The sequence below is a fragment of the Bradyrhizobium vignae genome (assembly GCF_900324035.1).
Taxonomy (GTDB): domain Bacteria; phylum Pseudomonadota; class Alphaproteobacteria; order Rhizobiales; family Xanthobacteraceae; genus Bradyrhizobium; species Bradyrhizobium vignae.
The window spans coordinates 6,301,641-6,315,963 of record NZ_LS398110.1; the positions used below are offsets into that span (position 1 = coordinate 6,301,641).

The 14,323-nt window shown below is 59.1% G+C and carries 13 protein-coding genes; 7 read left to right on the plus strand and 6 right to left on the minus strand.

The genetic code is table 11. From position 1 onward, the window contains the following. Positions 1 to 166 precede the first annotated feature (166 nt). A complete protein-coding gene (locus BRAD3257_RS30595) occupies positions 167 to 562 on the minus strand; it encodes a hypothetical protein (protein ID WP_122404982.1) in 396 nt (131 codons plus the stop codon). A gap of 249 nt (positions 563 to 811) precedes the next feature. Between BRAD3257_RS30595 and BRAD3257_RS30600 the strand changes: the two genes are divergently transcribed. The 6 genes from BRAD3257_RS30600 (at position 812) to BRAD3257_RS41325 (ending at position 8,099) form a co-directional block, all read left to right on the plus strand. After that, positions 812 to 1,663 (plus strand): YqaJ viral recombinase family protein, encoded by an 852-nt coding sequence (locus tag BRAD3257_RS30600; RefSeq protein ID WP_430648834.1) that lies wholly within the window; start codon positions 812 to 814, stop codon positions 1,661 to 1,663. After that, the gene (locus tag BRAD3257_RS30605) at positions 1,647 to 2,807 is read left to right on the plus strand and encodes an ERF family protein (RefSeq protein ID WP_122404984.1); all 1,161 of its coding nucleotides are present in this window, start codon (positions 1,647 to 1,649) and stop codon (positions 2,805 to 2,807) included. Before BRAD3257_RS30600 ends, BRAD3257_RS30605 begins: the two co-directional genes overlap by 17 nt. Continuing rightward, positions 2,804 to 3,379 (plus strand): hypothetical protein, encoded by a 576-nt coding sequence (locus BRAD3257_RS30610; protein WP_122404985.1) that lies wholly within the window; start codon positions 2,804 to 2,806, stop codon positions 3,377 to 3,379. Before BRAD3257_RS30605 ends, BRAD3257_RS30610 begins: the two co-directional genes overlap by 4 nt. Positions 3,380 to 3,743: 364 nt before the next feature. Continuing rightward, a complete protein-coding gene (locus BRAD3257_RS30615; protein ID WP_122404986.1) occupies positions 3,744 to 4,097 on the plus strand; it encodes a VanZ family protein in 354 nt (117 codons plus the stop codon). 808 nt (positions 4,098 to 4,905) lie between these two features. Further along, positions 4,906 to 5,469, plus strand: a complete 564-nt coding sequence (locus BRAD3257_RS30620; protein WP_122404987.1) for a transglutaminase-like cysteine peptidase — start codon at positions 4,906 to 4,908, stop codon at positions 5,467 to 5,469. A gap of 557 nt (positions 5,470 to 6,026) precedes the next feature. Continuing rightward, complete coding sequence (locus BRAD3257_RS41325) at positions 6,027 to 8,099, plus strand: carbohydrate-binding domain-containing protein (RefSeq protein ID WP_244607745.1); 2,073 nt, start codon at positions 6,027 to 6,029, stop codon at positions 8,097 to 8,099. Positions 8,100 to 8,199: 100 nt separating this feature from the next. On the opposite strand, the gene BRAD3257_RS30635 is transcribed toward BRAD3257_RS41325, so the two are convergent. After that, positions 8,200 to 9,270: a glycosyltransferase family 2 protein gene (locus BRAD3257_RS30635; protein WP_122404988.1), complete on the minus strand. Its 1,071-nt coding sequence runs from the start codon at positions 9,268 to 9,270 to the stop codon at positions 8,200 to 8,202. Next, positions 9,257 to 10,327 (minus strand): glycosyltransferase family 4 protein, encoded by a 1,071-nt coding sequence (locus tag BRAD3257_RS30640; protein WP_122406839.1) that lies wholly within the window; start codon positions 10,325 to 10,327, stop codon positions 9,257 to 9,259. The genes BRAD3257_RS30635 and BRAD3257_RS30640 overlap by 14 nt, the downstream gene beginning before the upstream one ends. A 513-nt stretch (positions 10,328 to 10,840) precedes the next feature. On the opposite strand from BRAD3257_RS30640, the gene BRAD3257_RS30645 reads away from it, so the two are divergent. Then, complete coding sequence (locus BRAD3257_RS30645; RefSeq protein ID WP_122404989.1) at positions 10,841 to 11,152, plus strand: hypothetical protein; 312 nt, start codon at positions 10,841 to 10,843, stop codon at positions 11,150 to 11,152. A 57-nt stretch (positions 11,153 to 11,209) separates the two neighbouring features. Here BRAD3257_RS30645 and BRAD3257_RS30650 read toward each other — a convergent pair whose 3' ends face one another. The 3 genes from BRAD3257_RS30650 to BRAD3257_RS30660 are packed head-to-tail and all read right to left on the minus strand — an operon-like array spanning position 11,210 to position 14,021. Beyond that, positions 11,210 to 11,902: a class I SAM-dependent methyltransferase gene (locus BRAD3257_RS30650; protein WP_122404990.1), complete on the minus strand. Its 693-nt coding sequence runs from the start codon at positions 11,900 to 11,902 to the stop codon at positions 11,210 to 11,212. 58 nt (positions 11,903 to 11,960) lie between these two features. Beyond that, a complete protein-coding gene (locus tag BRAD3257_RS30655; protein WP_122404991.1) occupies positions 11,961 to 13,211 on the minus strand; it encodes a glycosyltransferase in 1,251 nt (416 codons plus the stop codon). Between the two features lie 60 nt (positions 13,212 to 13,271). Beyond that, positions 13,272 to 14,021 carry an FkbM family methyltransferase gene (locus tag BRAD3257_RS30660; RefSeq protein WP_244607747.1) on the minus strand — a complete coding sequence of 250 codons (750 nt, stop codon included), beginning with the start codon at positions 14,019 to 14,021 and terminating at the stop codon, positions 13,272 to 13,274. Positions 14,022 to 14,323 lie beyond the last annotated feature (302 nt).

Consider the following 14,323-nt stretch of genomic DNA (forward strand, 5'->3'; position numbering starts at 1 on the left):
GCCAGTGCTGGGCTGATCCGTTGAAGTTGTTCCGGGACTTTCTGTCGGCTCGTGGTTCGGCGCCGAAGCGCTAAGCCCATCATCGTCGATGCGCAGTCGAGCAACATTGCCGGCAGCTATCGAGGCGGTGCGGCCAATTTCCAGAACGAAGCCAACTGACCTTGCCTCACTCGCGCGCTCCGCTGAGCAAGCGGAGCGTCCGCCGCTGTTGCACCAAAGCAGCCCGGTCGTAGCGCTCCAGCCCTTGAAGCCTTTTCAGATCTCTCGCCAGCGGGCCGGTCAAAACTGCGCCTAACTTCGCCTGCCGCAGGCTGCGGATCCGCAGCAGCGCCAGCTTGGAGCGCGCCAGCGCCATCGCCGCATCGGGCGTGACCGGATGCCCGAGCCCGGCAGCAATCGCGACGGCAAGATTCGCCGCCTCGGCAGGATCACTGATATCGCTCCGCGCCAACCCGTGACGCAGCGCGTTGCGGCTGGACCTCGTCTTGCCACCCGCCGATGTCGGCCCGGTGCTGCGCTTGGCGTTGCTGCGATTGGCTTCGATTTGTCGAATTGATGTCATCTCCGAATCTCCTCGGCGGGACGGGTTGCGGCCCCCGAAAGCTCGCCCCAACCCCCTGAAACTTCAAGACTTTTCGCGCCGAACGAAGCGCAAAATTGCTGCAGAAAGCACTGGCATTCCCGCGCGAAAGGAGCGTTAATCACCAGGACCGGCCTTGGGCCCTTGGCCCCGGTCTTTCCCCTCGCAGCGGCGGGGGTTTTGGCGGTGCGGCGGCAAGCCGCGTGAACCAAGGAGAGACCGGTGACCACGATTGCAATCGACGGCGCCGAGGCGCCCCACTCCGTTATCACGTTGAACCGCCACGACCGCCGCGCCTTCATTGGCGGCTCGGACGCGCGCATCATCATGGGCGATGATCAGGACGCGCTCATGCGCCTGTGGCAGGAAAAACGCGGCGAGATCGCGCCGCAAGATTTGTCGCGCAACCTGCTCGTTCAGCTCGGCCTTGCCACCGAAGCGCTCAACCGCAGCTGGTACCAGGCCGCCACCGGGCAAGCGATCACGGACATCCAGAAGCGGGTGCGGCACCCCGTCCATGGCTGGATGGCGGCCACGCTGGACGGCATCGTCGCGCCGACCGGCGCGGTGTTCGAGGCCAAGTTCATGCTGCCCTGGGACTTTACCGAGGAGGCCGCGGCCGAGAAGCACATGGCGCAGCTGCAGCACAATATGTGGGTGGTCGCGGCGCGCTCGGCGGTGCTCTCGATCATCACCGGCGGCGGCAAATGGGTCGAAATCACCGTGCATGCCGACCCGCTCTACCAGCACCTGCTGCTGACCGCGGAGAAGAAGTTTTGGCGCTGCGTGCAGAGCGGCGAGCCACCGCTGCTGTTTGGCATCGAGACCCCACGGCCGCGGCTCGCCGCCGTCAAGGTCGTCGACATGAGCGCGTCCAATCTGTGGGCCGAATGTGCGGCGATCTACCTGCGCACCCGCGGCGCCCATGCCGAGCACGAACTGGCCAAGGCCGAGCTCAAGAAGCTGCTGCCGGAGGATGCCAAGGAGGCGTTTGGCCACGGCGTTCGCGCCAAGCGCTCTAAGGCCGGCGCCGTCAGCTTTGATCCGGTTGAGATGGAGGCCATCCATGCACCAGGCCAGTGAACATATCGGCGCGATCGCGGCGGCGCTGGCCCGCGCGCAAGCCGAGCTGACCAACCCGGAAAAGACACTGACCGCTCAGATCCGCTCGCCGTTCCTGCGCGATGACGACCGCACCTTTCGCTACGCCTCGCTGGCGAGCGGCCTCGACATCGTGCGCAAGACCTTGAGCCAGCAGGAGATCGCCACCATCCAGACCACCCGGGTCGAGGAGCACACCGGTCACATCCACCTCACCACACTGCTCGCCCATTCCTCCGGCGAGTGGATCTCCTCGGACTGGCCGGTCTGCGCCGCCCGGGACATCGAGGCGCCGCATCGCATGGGCGCGGCCCTCACCTACGCCCGACGCTACGCCCTGTTCGCGCTGGTCGGGATTGCCGGCGAGGATGATCTGGACGCCCCTGACGCGTTGGCCGCCCCGCCAGCCGCCGGGCCGCAAGCAACCACGAGCGCGAGAGCCAAACCCGCCAAGGGTGTTCTCAACCGTGCCCCGGTGCTGCGGCCGGGCGAGTCCGCCGCACTCCGGGAGCAGTTGTTGCTCCAGCTCGAAGCGCTGCCGGCCAGCGCCGATCTGCTCGGCTGGGCCATGACGAGCCTGCCGCTCAAGAACAGCCTGCAGGAGCCGGATGCCCGGCGCGTCGAGGCCGCTTATCAGACCAAGCTTGAGGACGCTGGCCGTGCTCAGGCCGAGCAGTCGGCCGACTTAGGTGGCGCCACACCCCCGCCAGCAGCGCCTGCTGGTGACGCCGACGCTGCGCTGCAGCCCGCGCTTCCCGAGGCTGGGCTCGCTCATCCCAAGGAGCCGCCCCGCAAGCGCAGCAAGGCGCACCTGCTGTTTGTCCGGGAGCAGCCCTGCCTGGTGTGCCGGCAAACCCCGTGCGATGCCCATCATCTGACATTCGCCCAGCCGCGGGCGCTCGGGCGCAAGGTCAGCGATGAGTTCACAGTCCCCCTGTGCCGTGCCCATCACGAGGAGTTGCATCGGCACGGCAACGAGCGGGCGTGGTGGGCGAACCTGCAGATCGCGCCACTGCCGCTCGCACAGGAGCTGTGGGCGGCGAGCCCGGTGCATGGTCGGGTCGACAGCGCGGCCGGCGCCGCAGCCGTCCTCGCCAATCTGGGCGCGGAGGCCGCATCCCGATGAACGGCCCCTTCCAAACCGCACCCGGGCTGACCGCCACTGCGCTACCGGCCGAGTTTGCGGCCCTGGCGCCGCCGCCCCTGCTGCTGCCCGGTGAACAGCTCGACCATTACCACGCGCTGCGCCAGGCCATTTTTGCGGACCTTGCGCCCCGATCCGCGATCGAGTGGCTGCTCGCCATCGATGTGGCCGAGCTGTCCTGGGAGATCCAGCGCTACCGCATGTTGCGGCACAAACTGCTCGACACCTATCGCCAAAAGGCGATCGAAGCGACGCTGCGGCGCATCGACATGATCGGGATCGATCCCGACTTCGAACAGCAGGCCGAATACTACACGCAGCAAAATGCCCTGAGCTGGCGCATTGACCCGATCGCCGCGACCGAGATCGAGGCGCGGCTTGCTGCCTATGGCTTGGATCAAGACGCCATCACCACCGAAGTCTACGTCCAGGCGCGCGAGGTCCTGGTCCTGTTCGAAGGCTTGCTCAACGCCGCACAAACCAAGCGCACGTTGCTGCTGCGCGAGATCAGGCACCAGCGCTTCGTCAGCGCACCGATGCGCCGGCCGCGCTGAAAGACCTGATCAACCGCGCACTTTCGATGCCAACTTGCGCTCACGGATATGCTCGCTTGATCGGAGTCCCGACGCGGGATGCAAAGCACATCGGAGTAGAGCATCGCACCCGCAAGCTTCGGAGCCGCCTTGGGTGCAAACTCCGCCGCAGCAGGCGCTCAAGTGCGGCCAAACGGAGTAGACCTCGTTCACTCGGACGAACGCAAATACTGGCTCGCGCCTCGAAACGGTCCTGCCGATCCATCGTGCGGCCCCTGCCTACCTTTTGATCATCCGATACGGTTGATAAGCGCTGCGACACAGGGCCAGATGTTCGCGCCGTTCGCCTCATTGCACCGAACACGAACTCTGGATCATAACAGACATGGTCAAATTCTTTCTCGCCGCGGGATGGTTGACTCTCGCCCTCCTCGCTTTTGTGACGCTCGCTCCCATTCACGATCGTCCCATGATTGCGCCGCCTAACGTCGAGCGCTTTGCCGCATTCTTCATCCTCGGTCTCGTGCTCGTGCTGGCCTACTCGAATCGCATTATCCTCATAACTCTGATCGTCGTCGGTAGCGCAGTTATCCTCGAAGCCTTGCAGCTGCTCACTCTCGATAGACATGGTGACCTCATGGATGTGCTGGTCAAAGTGGCTGGTGGTGTCTGCGGGATCTCGGTCGCCACTCTCGCGCGCGTCGGGATCGCTCAGGCAAAGATCGTATCTCGCGGATGACCGGCCCGGCTCTAGCGTCGGCGGTAAGGCCTACCAAGCTATGCGAAGGAGCTCTCCGATCGGGAGCGGAATGCACTTGTCAACTTGACGGCAAGCCAGAGTTATACAACCATCGTTTCCAGAATTTGTCTGAACAATTGCATCAACGTCACTTTACCTTCGATGAGATCCGGAGCCTTCGGAGTGAATTTGTATGACGCCACGCGCGAGGGTCGCCAGATTTCTTGAAGGCTGTGATAAAGGGCGCAAGTTGGCAGAATCTGAAGACTTGCCGGAGCGGCTGGCTATTGAAGCGGAGAACGACGCTCTTCTGCTTGCATCGATCGAGCTTCAATTACTTTCCAAGGTTCACTCAAGCCGAAGCTGCCCATACGATTAGGAAGCTGATGCGGCGCGAGTAGCAAGGCTAGCCCATCATGGACTGGCTGATCGCAGCTATGTTGTCGCTCGGCTTGGGCGTCGGGTACGTTGTGCGGGACCAACAGCTACTGCGATGGCACCGCAAATTGCAACGATCGCGCACGGCCGGCGGCTGCTCGAAATGACGTCGGGGCCCTCGGTGCGCCAAGCAATTTTCTGGACAGAGAAGCCAATTTTTACACGTTAAGTCTGTCCCCTTTCTCTGAGGCCGTGATTGCGTCTTTCGCGACCACGTCCGCGCAACAGCGCCGCGTTCTTGGATCGGCAAACGGCTGCGGCAGCGACGCTTCAAGGCTAGGCATCAATTGCCCCATAATTGATATAGCGTTCCCACATTGCGCCTGCAATATAGAGCGATGGTGTAGTCGTTTGTGTCAGGCACCACGCGATGATCAGATTTGCTGCAAGCACACTTGCCATAATCTATTGGATTTGCGGCCAACCGGCCTATTGCGGTTTTGAACAGCAAGTCGCCGCTCCCCTTTCGTTCGCGCTGTTCTGCGTCCGATATCCCGAAGATTGCCAGCAACATGGCGATCTGCGCAACATAGATTTCCGTTCTCGCAGTCAGCGATGGCGAGAGCTCAACCAGATCAATTCCATGGTCAATTTCAGCATCATGCCGAAGGCGTTGGCGGCAAGCCGCAATGACTATGACTGGCAGATCTTTCCCAGCGAGGGAAACTGCGCGGACTACGCTGTCACAAAGCGCCATCTGCTACTGCGAGCAGGTTGGCCGAGTTCGTCTCTTCTTCTTGCGGAGGTTGGCATTCGGACAACCGGAGAGCACCACCTGGTTCTGCTTGTACGAGAAGGCAGAGCTATCTTGGTTCTCGACAATCTGAGTACGGTCATTCTCAACGTCAACGAAGCTTCCGACCAATACGCTTTTCTGCGCATACAATCGAATCACGACCCGCAACTCTGGACGCGCAGGCTTACCGTATCGTAAGTCCATGGAATCGCGTGACTTGGAGTGGAGCGGAGCGGGCGTTCTGCCTTCTGCTTGGCGGAGAGTCGACGTGACCTGGCCATGCGTGCCTTGGTCCGAAGTCATGGCGGGCTGGCTTCTGAGGCGTATGAGCGGACCGCAACTGACTGGCTCGGCCCAAGCCCACTGCTCTGCGTCTATTGTGATTCAAAAGGATTGACGCAGGACCGTGAGGTCAGCGTCCGCGCCGGGCAATCGCCTAAAATTGGTGCAGGGATGCACTTCCGTCACCATGCACTTCCAGGTTTGACGGGCGTATAGTCGAGAGAGATCGCGGTGATCCGGTCCTTTAAATCTTGGTCTCGAAGGGCGTGCGGTATGTCGGGCCCTCACATGCCGACACTGACGGCCCGATCCGTGTGAACTGTCTACTGACGCAAGTTTGATACTCCGAGCCGTCGAACGATCAACGCATCGCGAGCGAGTCTCTCACACTTTTCGCTACAGCAACTTCGAAGCATTTCTCGCGCAAAATAATTCGTTCGTCCCGTTCAGGGCTTTACTCGCGGAGATTTTCGATGATCGATCTTAGCGGTTACAAGCTGACGTTCGACGATGAATTCAATTCCAGGAGCATTTCACTTACTGGCGCCGGCACGAAGTGGGCGGACACCAGGGCCGAATGGCTGGGCGATGCGGCGTCCGACGTCGGCTTCGGCACCAGCTCGTTCGTCGACCCCAGCTCGGGATACGATCCTTTCTCCGTTTCCCAGGGAGTGCTTGCGATTACCGCCGTTCCGGATCGTACTCCATTCGGAGTTCCCGGGAGCTGGGAGTCCGGACTGATAACAACCCAGAGGACTTTCTCACAACAGTACGGTTACTTCGAGATACGGGCGGAGTTCTCGTCATTACCAGGCGCTTGGGATGCATTTTGGCTGTTGCCCGTGAAAACTCTTCCCGACCCGAATGGGCTCGGACGGTGGCAAGAACTCGACGTGGTTGAGCACTATGGCGTCTGGAGTAAAGGGGCATACAGCACCATTCACACAACGGACCGAGTGTTGAATGAAAATTGGCAGACGCAGCTCCAGGTCTACAGCGAATTGCCAAATCCTGCTGGCTATCATACCTATGGCGTGAATTGGCAGAATGAGCAGATCAGTTTCTATATCGATGGCCAGCTGGTTGGGACTCGCGCAACGCCAAGCGACATGCATCAGCCAATGTACCTTCTGGCGAATCTGGCTACGCAAGAGCCCGCAAGCCTCGCGGGGATACCTATCACCAGTAAGATCGATTACATCCGCGTTTATTCGGCCGACCCATCGGCGACAGCTGTTTCTCTAGAGCCGGTCTCATCTCCCGCGGGTAATGATCCCGGGACCTACGGCGCTGTAACTGCGTCGAGCACACCCCAAGCAACACCGACATCAACATCGATCGGCGCCGGTTCCGATCAACTCGTCTTCAAGATCAGCGAAGATGCCTACCTTGGAGACGCGCTCTACACCATCTCGGTCGATGGCAACCAGATCGGCGGCACATTGACGGCCCATGCATCGCATGCGGGCGGTCAATCCGACACGATCGCGGTGCACGGGAATTGGGGACACGGCGATCACACCGTCCTGGTTCACTTTCTTAACGACCGCTGGGACGGCACGCCGGCTACCGACCGCAACCTTTACGTGGACGCCGTTGGCTTCAACGGAACGAACCTTCCGCAAGGCGCCATCGGAAACGTACTCGGACAGACCTTCAGCTTCCACGATGGTGCATCGGCCGAAACGACCACGCCGGTGATAACGCCCCCACCGCCGACAAATCCAACCGGTACGCCTTCACAAACACAAGACGGCTCATCACCATCGATCGGTGCCGGTCCAGATCAACTCATCTTCAAGATCAGCGAAGATGGCTATCTCGGAGACGCGCTCTACACCATCTCGGTCGATGGCAACCAGGTCGGCGGGACATTGACGGCCCATGCATCGCATGCGGGCGGTCAATCCGATACGATCGCGGTGCATGGCAATTGGGCACCGGGCGATCACACCGTCCTGGTTCACTTCCTTAACGACCGCTGGGATGGCACCCCGGATACCGACCGTAATCTTTACGTGGACTCCGTCAGCTTCAACGGCGCGAACCTTCCGCAAGGCGCCATCGGAAACGTACTCGGACAGACCTTCAGCTTCCACGATGGTGCATCGGCCGAAACGACCACGCCGGTGATAACGCCCCCACCGCAGACAAATTCGACCAGTACGCCTTCACAAACACAAAACGGCTCATCAACGTCGATCGGCGCCGGTCCGGATCAACTCGTGTTCAAGATCAGCGAAGATGCCTATCTTGGAGACGCGCTCTACACCATCTCGGTCGATGGCAACCAAGTCGGTGGGACATTGACGGCCCATGCATCGCATGCGGCAAGTCAATCCGAGACCATTGCGGTGCACGGGGATTGGGGACCCGGCGATCACACTGTCCTGGTCCACTTTCTCAACGACCGCTGGGACGGCACCCCCGACACCGACCGCAATCTTTACGTGGACTCCGTCAGCTTCAACGGAACGAACCTTCCGCAGGGCGCGATCGGAAATGTGCTCGGCCAACTCTTCAGCTTCCATGATCTAGTTGGGTAGATGGGTTGAACCGATAGCTCGGCCCGTGGGGGGCGACGGGTCCGAGGAGCTGAATAATGCATCGAGAACGGCCGCCACCGGGCCCATGACAGCGCCTTGTCTAGCGCCGCGAAACAACGCGGAGACGTCCCGATCGTCTCCGGTTTCGAGACCTGTAGGCCATCAATGCTCTGGCTGGTTCGCGAGGCAGCATGGCCGCAAGCACAAAGAAAGCAACCAGTGCCATTTTTTGAACGATTGGGAAAGGCTCGGAGCCAACACTCGCTATCAGTTTCGGCAACATCGAAGCGCGTGAGCTGCTTCCCGATACGATTTGGAGGCAGAAGCTTCGCTCGCGATAGTAAAAGGCGCCTTGCGGCTCAACCAATCTTCGGCCCGGAGCCACTCGAGCGAGAATCGCGCGCAAGTGCTCGGTACGCGCCACAAACCTCTTGATATCGCGCTGTAGCAACGAAGCGCTTGGAAGCTGACCGAGCTGCGAATCGTTTAGGCCGTGGACGCGGTAGTTTCCCAGCTCTTCGGAAAGACTGACGACGTCACCAAAGAACGGAGCAACAAACAAAATCACTCCATCAACGGCCTTGTCATAGTCCACCTCGCGCAGCAGTTCGCAGACATCCCGACGAAATACGTTTCCAGACGTCGGTGGCGTCTTGTAGACGCCGCGTCTGAGCACCTCATTGACCAATCGGTCGCGCTCCCGAAACGATTCGAGCGACGAAAACGATCCGATAGGCCTGCTTTCGGCATTGATGAGCGTCAGACCAAATTGCAGTTTTGCAACGCGCTCGTCCAATTCGACCAGGATTCTGGCCAGTGAACCTGGCTTGAGCTCATCATCGGCGTCGAGGAACAAGATGAATCTTGCTTGGGTCTTCTCTAGCCCAAACAGGCAGGCCCCTAGCTGCCCGCGGTTTTCGATCTTGAATGCAGTCACCGCGCAGCGGGTGATCGTCTCCCACGAGCCGTCAGTTGAGCCATCGTCCACCACCAGGAGTTCGCAGGCATCGCAGTTCTGGTCTAAGACGCTTCTGATCGCTCGCTCAATGTAAGCCTCGTAATTGAAGCAGGTGATGATGACGGCGAGCCTAGCAGCATCGATGGCCTCTATTCTCGAGCACGCCGTCGCTTCAGCTGGGTCACTGACATCGCTTGCTTCAGGCGTGAGCATGAATGGGACCGGACGCCTCTTGGTAAATCGCGAGCGTTTGCCGAGCGACTCGCTCGATTGTAAGAAACTCTAGATTGAACTGACTTTTCTTTTTCCATTCCAGCACGGCTTGTTGGTCCTGGAGCAAACAGCGCAATACTTCGGCAAGTCTTTGCGGGTTGCCCACGGGAACGAGAAGGCCTGCTTTCCCCTGTTCAAGCAGTTCAGGAATTCCGTCGACATCGGTCGCGACGATGGCGCAGCCGGCTTCCCGCGCTTCCGACAGCACCAGCGGAGCGGGATCAGCATGCGACGGCAACACGAATATGTCGGCTCCTGACAGGAACGGAAAAGGATTATCCTGAGCACCCAAGAAGGTCACCGCCGACGCGCATGCCATCGAGCTGACCTGAACGGCATATTGCTCGCGGTGCGGACCGTCGCCGACAATATATAAGCGTCCTGCTCCGAGCGCAGCGTAAACCATATCGAACGCGGAAAAGAGGTCCGATAGCCCTTTTCGCGGATGCAGTCCGCCAACGAACACGATCGCCGGTGATTGAAGCGAGGCTGGCGAGCGATCCTTTTGCTCGAACCGCGCTGCACCGATTGTTCCATTCAGAACCACGCGGATCCTCGACTGTGGGATGCCTCGCCTTCGCATCGACTTACCGACGGCTGCACTAACCGCGATCACTCTCGCTCCGAGGCCCATGAGGACTGCGCTTCGCTCGAATTCATTGTGAACGGTCGTGATGAGCGGGATTCCGAGCAACTTGCAAATTGGCCAGGCAAGGACGGCGCTGGTCATCATATGGGCATGAACCACCTCTGCCCGCCAATCGCGCATCAGCCGATAGAGCGACAGCGTGGCCTGCAGCAGCTCCTTAGGTCGACGCTCCAAACCGATGCGGATGGTTTCGACATTGTTTTCCGCGAGCAGGGCATCAAAATCGCCGCCGCCGCTCACCATTGCGACTTGATGGCCGAGTTTCACCTGTGCACAGGCGAGGTCCACGGCGGCATGCACATGACCATTCAGCCGGCGTGTATGATTGAGCAATTGTACAATACGCATGCACACCTGCGGCAAATAGCCAGGGAAGATGAAAGACACCCCAGTCCTTGGTCCAGCGCGTTCGCCAGGCTGACCAACCTCAAGCTGAAACACAACCAGCGGTGCTTACGCTGCAAATACCCTGCCAAGGTGACATCGGTCGGAACACCAATCCCTGTGCCGAAAAAAGCCGTTGACGGGGAATGCGCCAACTTGATCTGGTTGCTCCGCTTGCTATTCTGACTCGTCGGCGGCTTTCACAGGGCTTGGTCTGACAAGCAGGCCTAAGTTATTGTTCGGATGCACCAAATTGGCTTGGCGCCCGTGAGTGCTGCACCGCCACAAGATCTTGCCACACTGCCAGTTTACGTTCTCGCACAGGTGATTCCGTAACTTGACGGGTTCGTCAGTGGGGCGGCGAGGCAAGGTGTCGAACTCCGGTCCCAAGCGGCATGAGGGGCACGAAACCGGTCGCAAGGACGTTGGTTCAGTTCAGCTCTTCCGAAGGGACTTCGCGCATCGCAGGGCACTGGAATGGAATACGCGGCGATTGGACTGGCAATTTTCGGAGCGGTGTTGGGGCTGCGCTTCCGATTTCGGGCATTGCTCCCCTTTGCCTTGCTGGTCCTGCTTGTCACGATCTTCCTGGCACTCAATCAGCGCCTCGGCGGGCTTGAGACCGTGCTTGCCGTCCTCGCCACCCAAGCCATCTTGCAAGGCGGTTACTTTGTTGGGGTCACTATCCGCGCGCTGTTTCGCGCCTATCCGCGCAAGCTGATTGCGCCAGACGAGCTGGCTGCAGCGGATAAGCGAAGGTCCAATTCAGGATCGATCGCTTCCAACTGAGGCCGATCACAGGGCTCAGCCTATGGCCGCAACCCAGCAGACTTGCGGGATCGGTCCTCATTTTGCGACGACCAGCAGCGAGTAGCCGCCTAGCAAACGCACCGCGAGATCCGCATTGAACGCAAACATCAGGCGGCGGGGCAGCCGCATGAGACGACTTGTGAAGGCCTGATTGGGCAATTCCAACCGACTGGCGGTGTAACAATGATCGACAATCGTGTAGCCGCAATCCTCGAGCGTGGCCAACGCCGACTGTTTGAAGAAGTAGTGAATATGTCCGACATTGCGTCTGAGGTCGGCAATCGGCCAAGCCCGCAAAATGGATTGCGCGGAGAGATCCAACGGGATGTGAAAGATCTTGAATGTTCCAAACCGACGCAACTGCTTTATGAATGAAATATAGTCCTCAACGTGCTCGATCACGTCGATTGCGAGAATAACGTCGAATTCTAAATCGTGTTCGCCCAGAAGATTGCTCAAGTGAAATTTTGTACGTTGAGTACTTTTTGCCGCTGCGCGCCTGAACGCATCGGGCGAGATTTCGTACCCCGATAAGCGCGCGTCCGGAAACGTCCTTTCCAGGTTCAGCAAGATCTCGCCCGTCCCGCAGCCAATCTCGCATATGCGCTCGGTTGGGATGTTGTTTCGCCGGATCATCTGCGCGACGTGACTGGCCTTCCACGGCGCATCCTCCTCGTGCCATGTCGGATTGTTCTTTCCGTAAGCGTCACCCTCGTATAATTCCTTCATTGCGCAAACCTTCTCGAAAGATGGCGACCCGTCGCCTATGATTTCCCGCCCTATACCGCTAAGACAAAGCCTCCAAGTTCAAGCTTGATTCCGCCGCGGTGGCGACAGTGTGATGAGCGGATCTTCGCAGACTATCTGCAAGCTCCGCGTACAGCTTCTCCGCATTGTAGGTTTCGTGGACGGTTTCGCTTGCTGCTCGGCCAAGTGATTGACGATTGCGCCAGGCATCCAGAATGGCGGCGGATAGATCTCTTACGTCACCGACGGGAAACAGCACGCCATTAACTCCGTGCGTAACCAATTGCTCAAACGCCCGTATGCGGCTCAGAACCACCGCCGCACCGCAAGCCATTGCCTCCAGTACAGCAAGTGCCACCGCCTCGTTCGCCGAGGGCATCACGTATACGCCGCACCGGCACAGCAACGCGCGCACCTTGGATCGATCGACAAATCCATGAAATCGCACCCGGTGCGACAAGCCGAGTTTGGCCACGAGCCCCTGCATCAGGTCCTTGTCGGGCCCCGTGCCGACGATGTCCAGCGTCCACTCCTCTGGAAGTTTGGCGAGTGCGCGAATTAGGTCGGTCGTGCGTTTCTGCCTGTTGGTCAAACGCGTGATCGTCAGGATCGTCTTGGAACGGCTCGCGGCCGCATCCGGAAAGAACTCCGATACGTCGCAGCCGTTCGGCTGGAGACGGGATCGACCGCCATATCGACTGACGATGCGACACTCCTGCTCGGTTTGACCATAGAGCAACGCCGCCTTGCGAAAGCTATCGCGTTTGAACAGCTTCACGACACGATCCGATAGGCCACCATGATCTGCACCGACGATTGGCAGATCAATTCGACCTGCGAGGTGATCGAACCTGCCGCTCCAATATTCCTGCACGTACAGCAGATCAATTTTGTCCGCAGCCAGCGCCTTCCGAAGCGGCTGCATAAAGGCAATCGTGTTCAACCGTTCCTCAGCATATAAGGACCAGCGCGAACGGCGCGACAGGCGCTTGACCCACACCTGTTCGATCAGCTGGTACCAACTCTCGAGTGGCAAAAATCGAACGTCGATCCCCACATCTGTGGCGAACTTTCCCGACTCCCGCAGTGAGGGGATGTAGAGCAACGGCCTAATCCCGTTTCGGCTCAAACCGCGCGCATAGTACCACGCCCAGTCGTTTCGATAGCGCTCGAGATAACTGGCGCGCGTCTGACCCTGTACCCACCCAAAAAATCCTTCGAAGGAACTGCAGCTGAGCAACATTGCGACATTGATGCACTTTGCTTCAGCCGCGGGCTCTAACGATGACATGCGTGTGGCATTCTTGCTCGTGCTGAAAACTCTTTCATTCAAAGCTCATCCCGTGTCTGGTCAGCCATTCGCTTTCTCGACCAACGCCAAGTTCTGGACGGGGCTTGCGCCAAAGCACCTGTCAAGATTCGTGCCACGACGAGAGATCATGCGCTCCGAATGCACATACCAGCCGTCCCACTGCGAGAACTCCTCAAAGACGCGCTTGTATCCGCGCGTCGTCAGAAGCGTCTGAATCGCCGCTTCCGTTTTCCGGTTCTGCTCCACGCTGAGTAAATCGATGCTGTACCGGGAGAAATCGAAGCTCTTTAGGATGTCGTACTCGCTCCCCTCGGTGTCGATCGACATGTAGTCAATCCTGCGAGGAGCATTGCAGTCCGCCAGCAGTTGGTTAAGCGAAACCGTCTCGACCTCGATCTCTCGTCCGGCAGAACGCACAGCTGCAAAGTGATCACCCGAGGCGAATTCGGCCACCCCGCTGAGCTCCGGATCCACTTCGTTCGTTACCAAGAAGCGCACCTTCTTGCCTGAGCTCGAGCTGATGCACCGACGATCCTTGCGCGAAGCCCGGTTCTGCGCGAGCGCGTCGTGCCAGAATGGATTCGGCTCAGCTAAAATTCCTTGCCAGCCGTATTCCTTTTCCAACAACCAGGTGTTGCTATTCGTAACGCCGTTGGTTGCGCCAAACTCGACAAAGAACCCGCCCTGCTTCTCTCCGAGCTCGTAACTGACCCACAGGTCTTGAAATATTTGCGATCGCGATCGGTCGCGATTTAGAAAGCAGTAGGCCAAGAAGCGGATCTCGTCCATTCGACCAAAACATTCCACTTCAGGGCGCCGCAACCGGATGCCATTGAATATCATCCTGCGCAACGACGCGCTTTGTGCAGCCCTGGAGGCAACAGAAGCAAGCGCGGAAATCCCATGCTTAGTAAGCGATCGCATCATTATTCTCTAGATACCCCTCGCTGGAATTGTCAGCTGAGATCGTGAGAATTCGGCTGGCAATTCGCCAATCCATATAATTCTTAAATATGAACGCCTCTCAGAGTTGGCACGCAAAATGCTACAAGCAATTTATTGATCTGAGCAACATCTAATTGCGGAGCTCG

Excerpts from the sequence above, each read along its gene's own strand:
- BRAD3257_RS30620 (WP_122404987.1), top strand. The coding sequence starts at position 4,906 with ATGATCAGATTTGCTGCAAGCACACTTGCCATAATCTATTGGATTTGC.
- BRAD3257_RS30605 (WP_122404984.1), top strand. The coding sequence starts at position 1,647 with ATGCACCAGGCCAGTGAACATATCGGCGCGATCGCGGCGGCGCTGGCC.
- BRAD3257_RS30595 (WP_122404982.1), bottom strand. The coding sequence starts at position 562 with ATGACATCAATTCGACAAATCGAAGCCAATCGCAGCAACGCCAAGCGC.
- BRAD3257_RS30610 (WP_122404985.1), top strand. The coding sequence starts at position 2,804 with ATGAACGGCCCCTTCCAAACCGCACCCGGGCTGACCGCCACTGCGCTA.
- BRAD3257_RS30660 (WP_244607747.1), bottom strand. The coding sequence starts at position 14,021 with ATGGACGAGATCCGCTTCTTGGCCTACTGCTTTCTAAATCGCGACCGA.
- BRAD3257_RS30645 (WP_122404989.1), top strand. The coding sequence starts at position 10,841 with ATGGAATACGCGGCGATTGGACTGGCAATTTTCGGAGCGGTGTTGGGG.
- BRAD3257_RS30615 (WP_122404986.1), top strand. The coding sequence starts at position 3,744 with ATGGTCAAATTCTTTCTCGCCGCGGGATGGTTGACTCTCGCCCTCCTC.
- BRAD3257_RS30635 (WP_122404988.1), bottom strand. The coding sequence starts at position 9,270 with ATGCTCACGCCTGAAGCAAGCGATGTCAGTGACCCAGCTGAAGCGACG.
- BRAD3257_RS30655 (WP_122404991.1), bottom strand. The coding sequence starts at position 13,211 with ATGTCATCGTTAGAGCCCGCGGCTGAAGCAAAGTGCATCAATGTCGCA.
- BRAD3257_RS30650 (WP_122404990.1), bottom strand. The coding sequence starts at position 11,902 with ATGAAGGAATTATACGAGGGTGACGCTTACGGAAAGAACAATCCGACA.
- BRAD3257_RS41325 (WP_244607745.1), top strand. The coding sequence starts at position 6,027 with ATGATCGATCTTAGCGGTTACAAGCTGACGTTCGACGATGAATTCAAT.
- BRAD3257_RS30640 (WP_122406839.1), bottom strand. The coding sequence starts at position 10,327 with ATGCGTATTGTACAATTGCTCAATCATACACGCCGGCTGAATGGTCAT.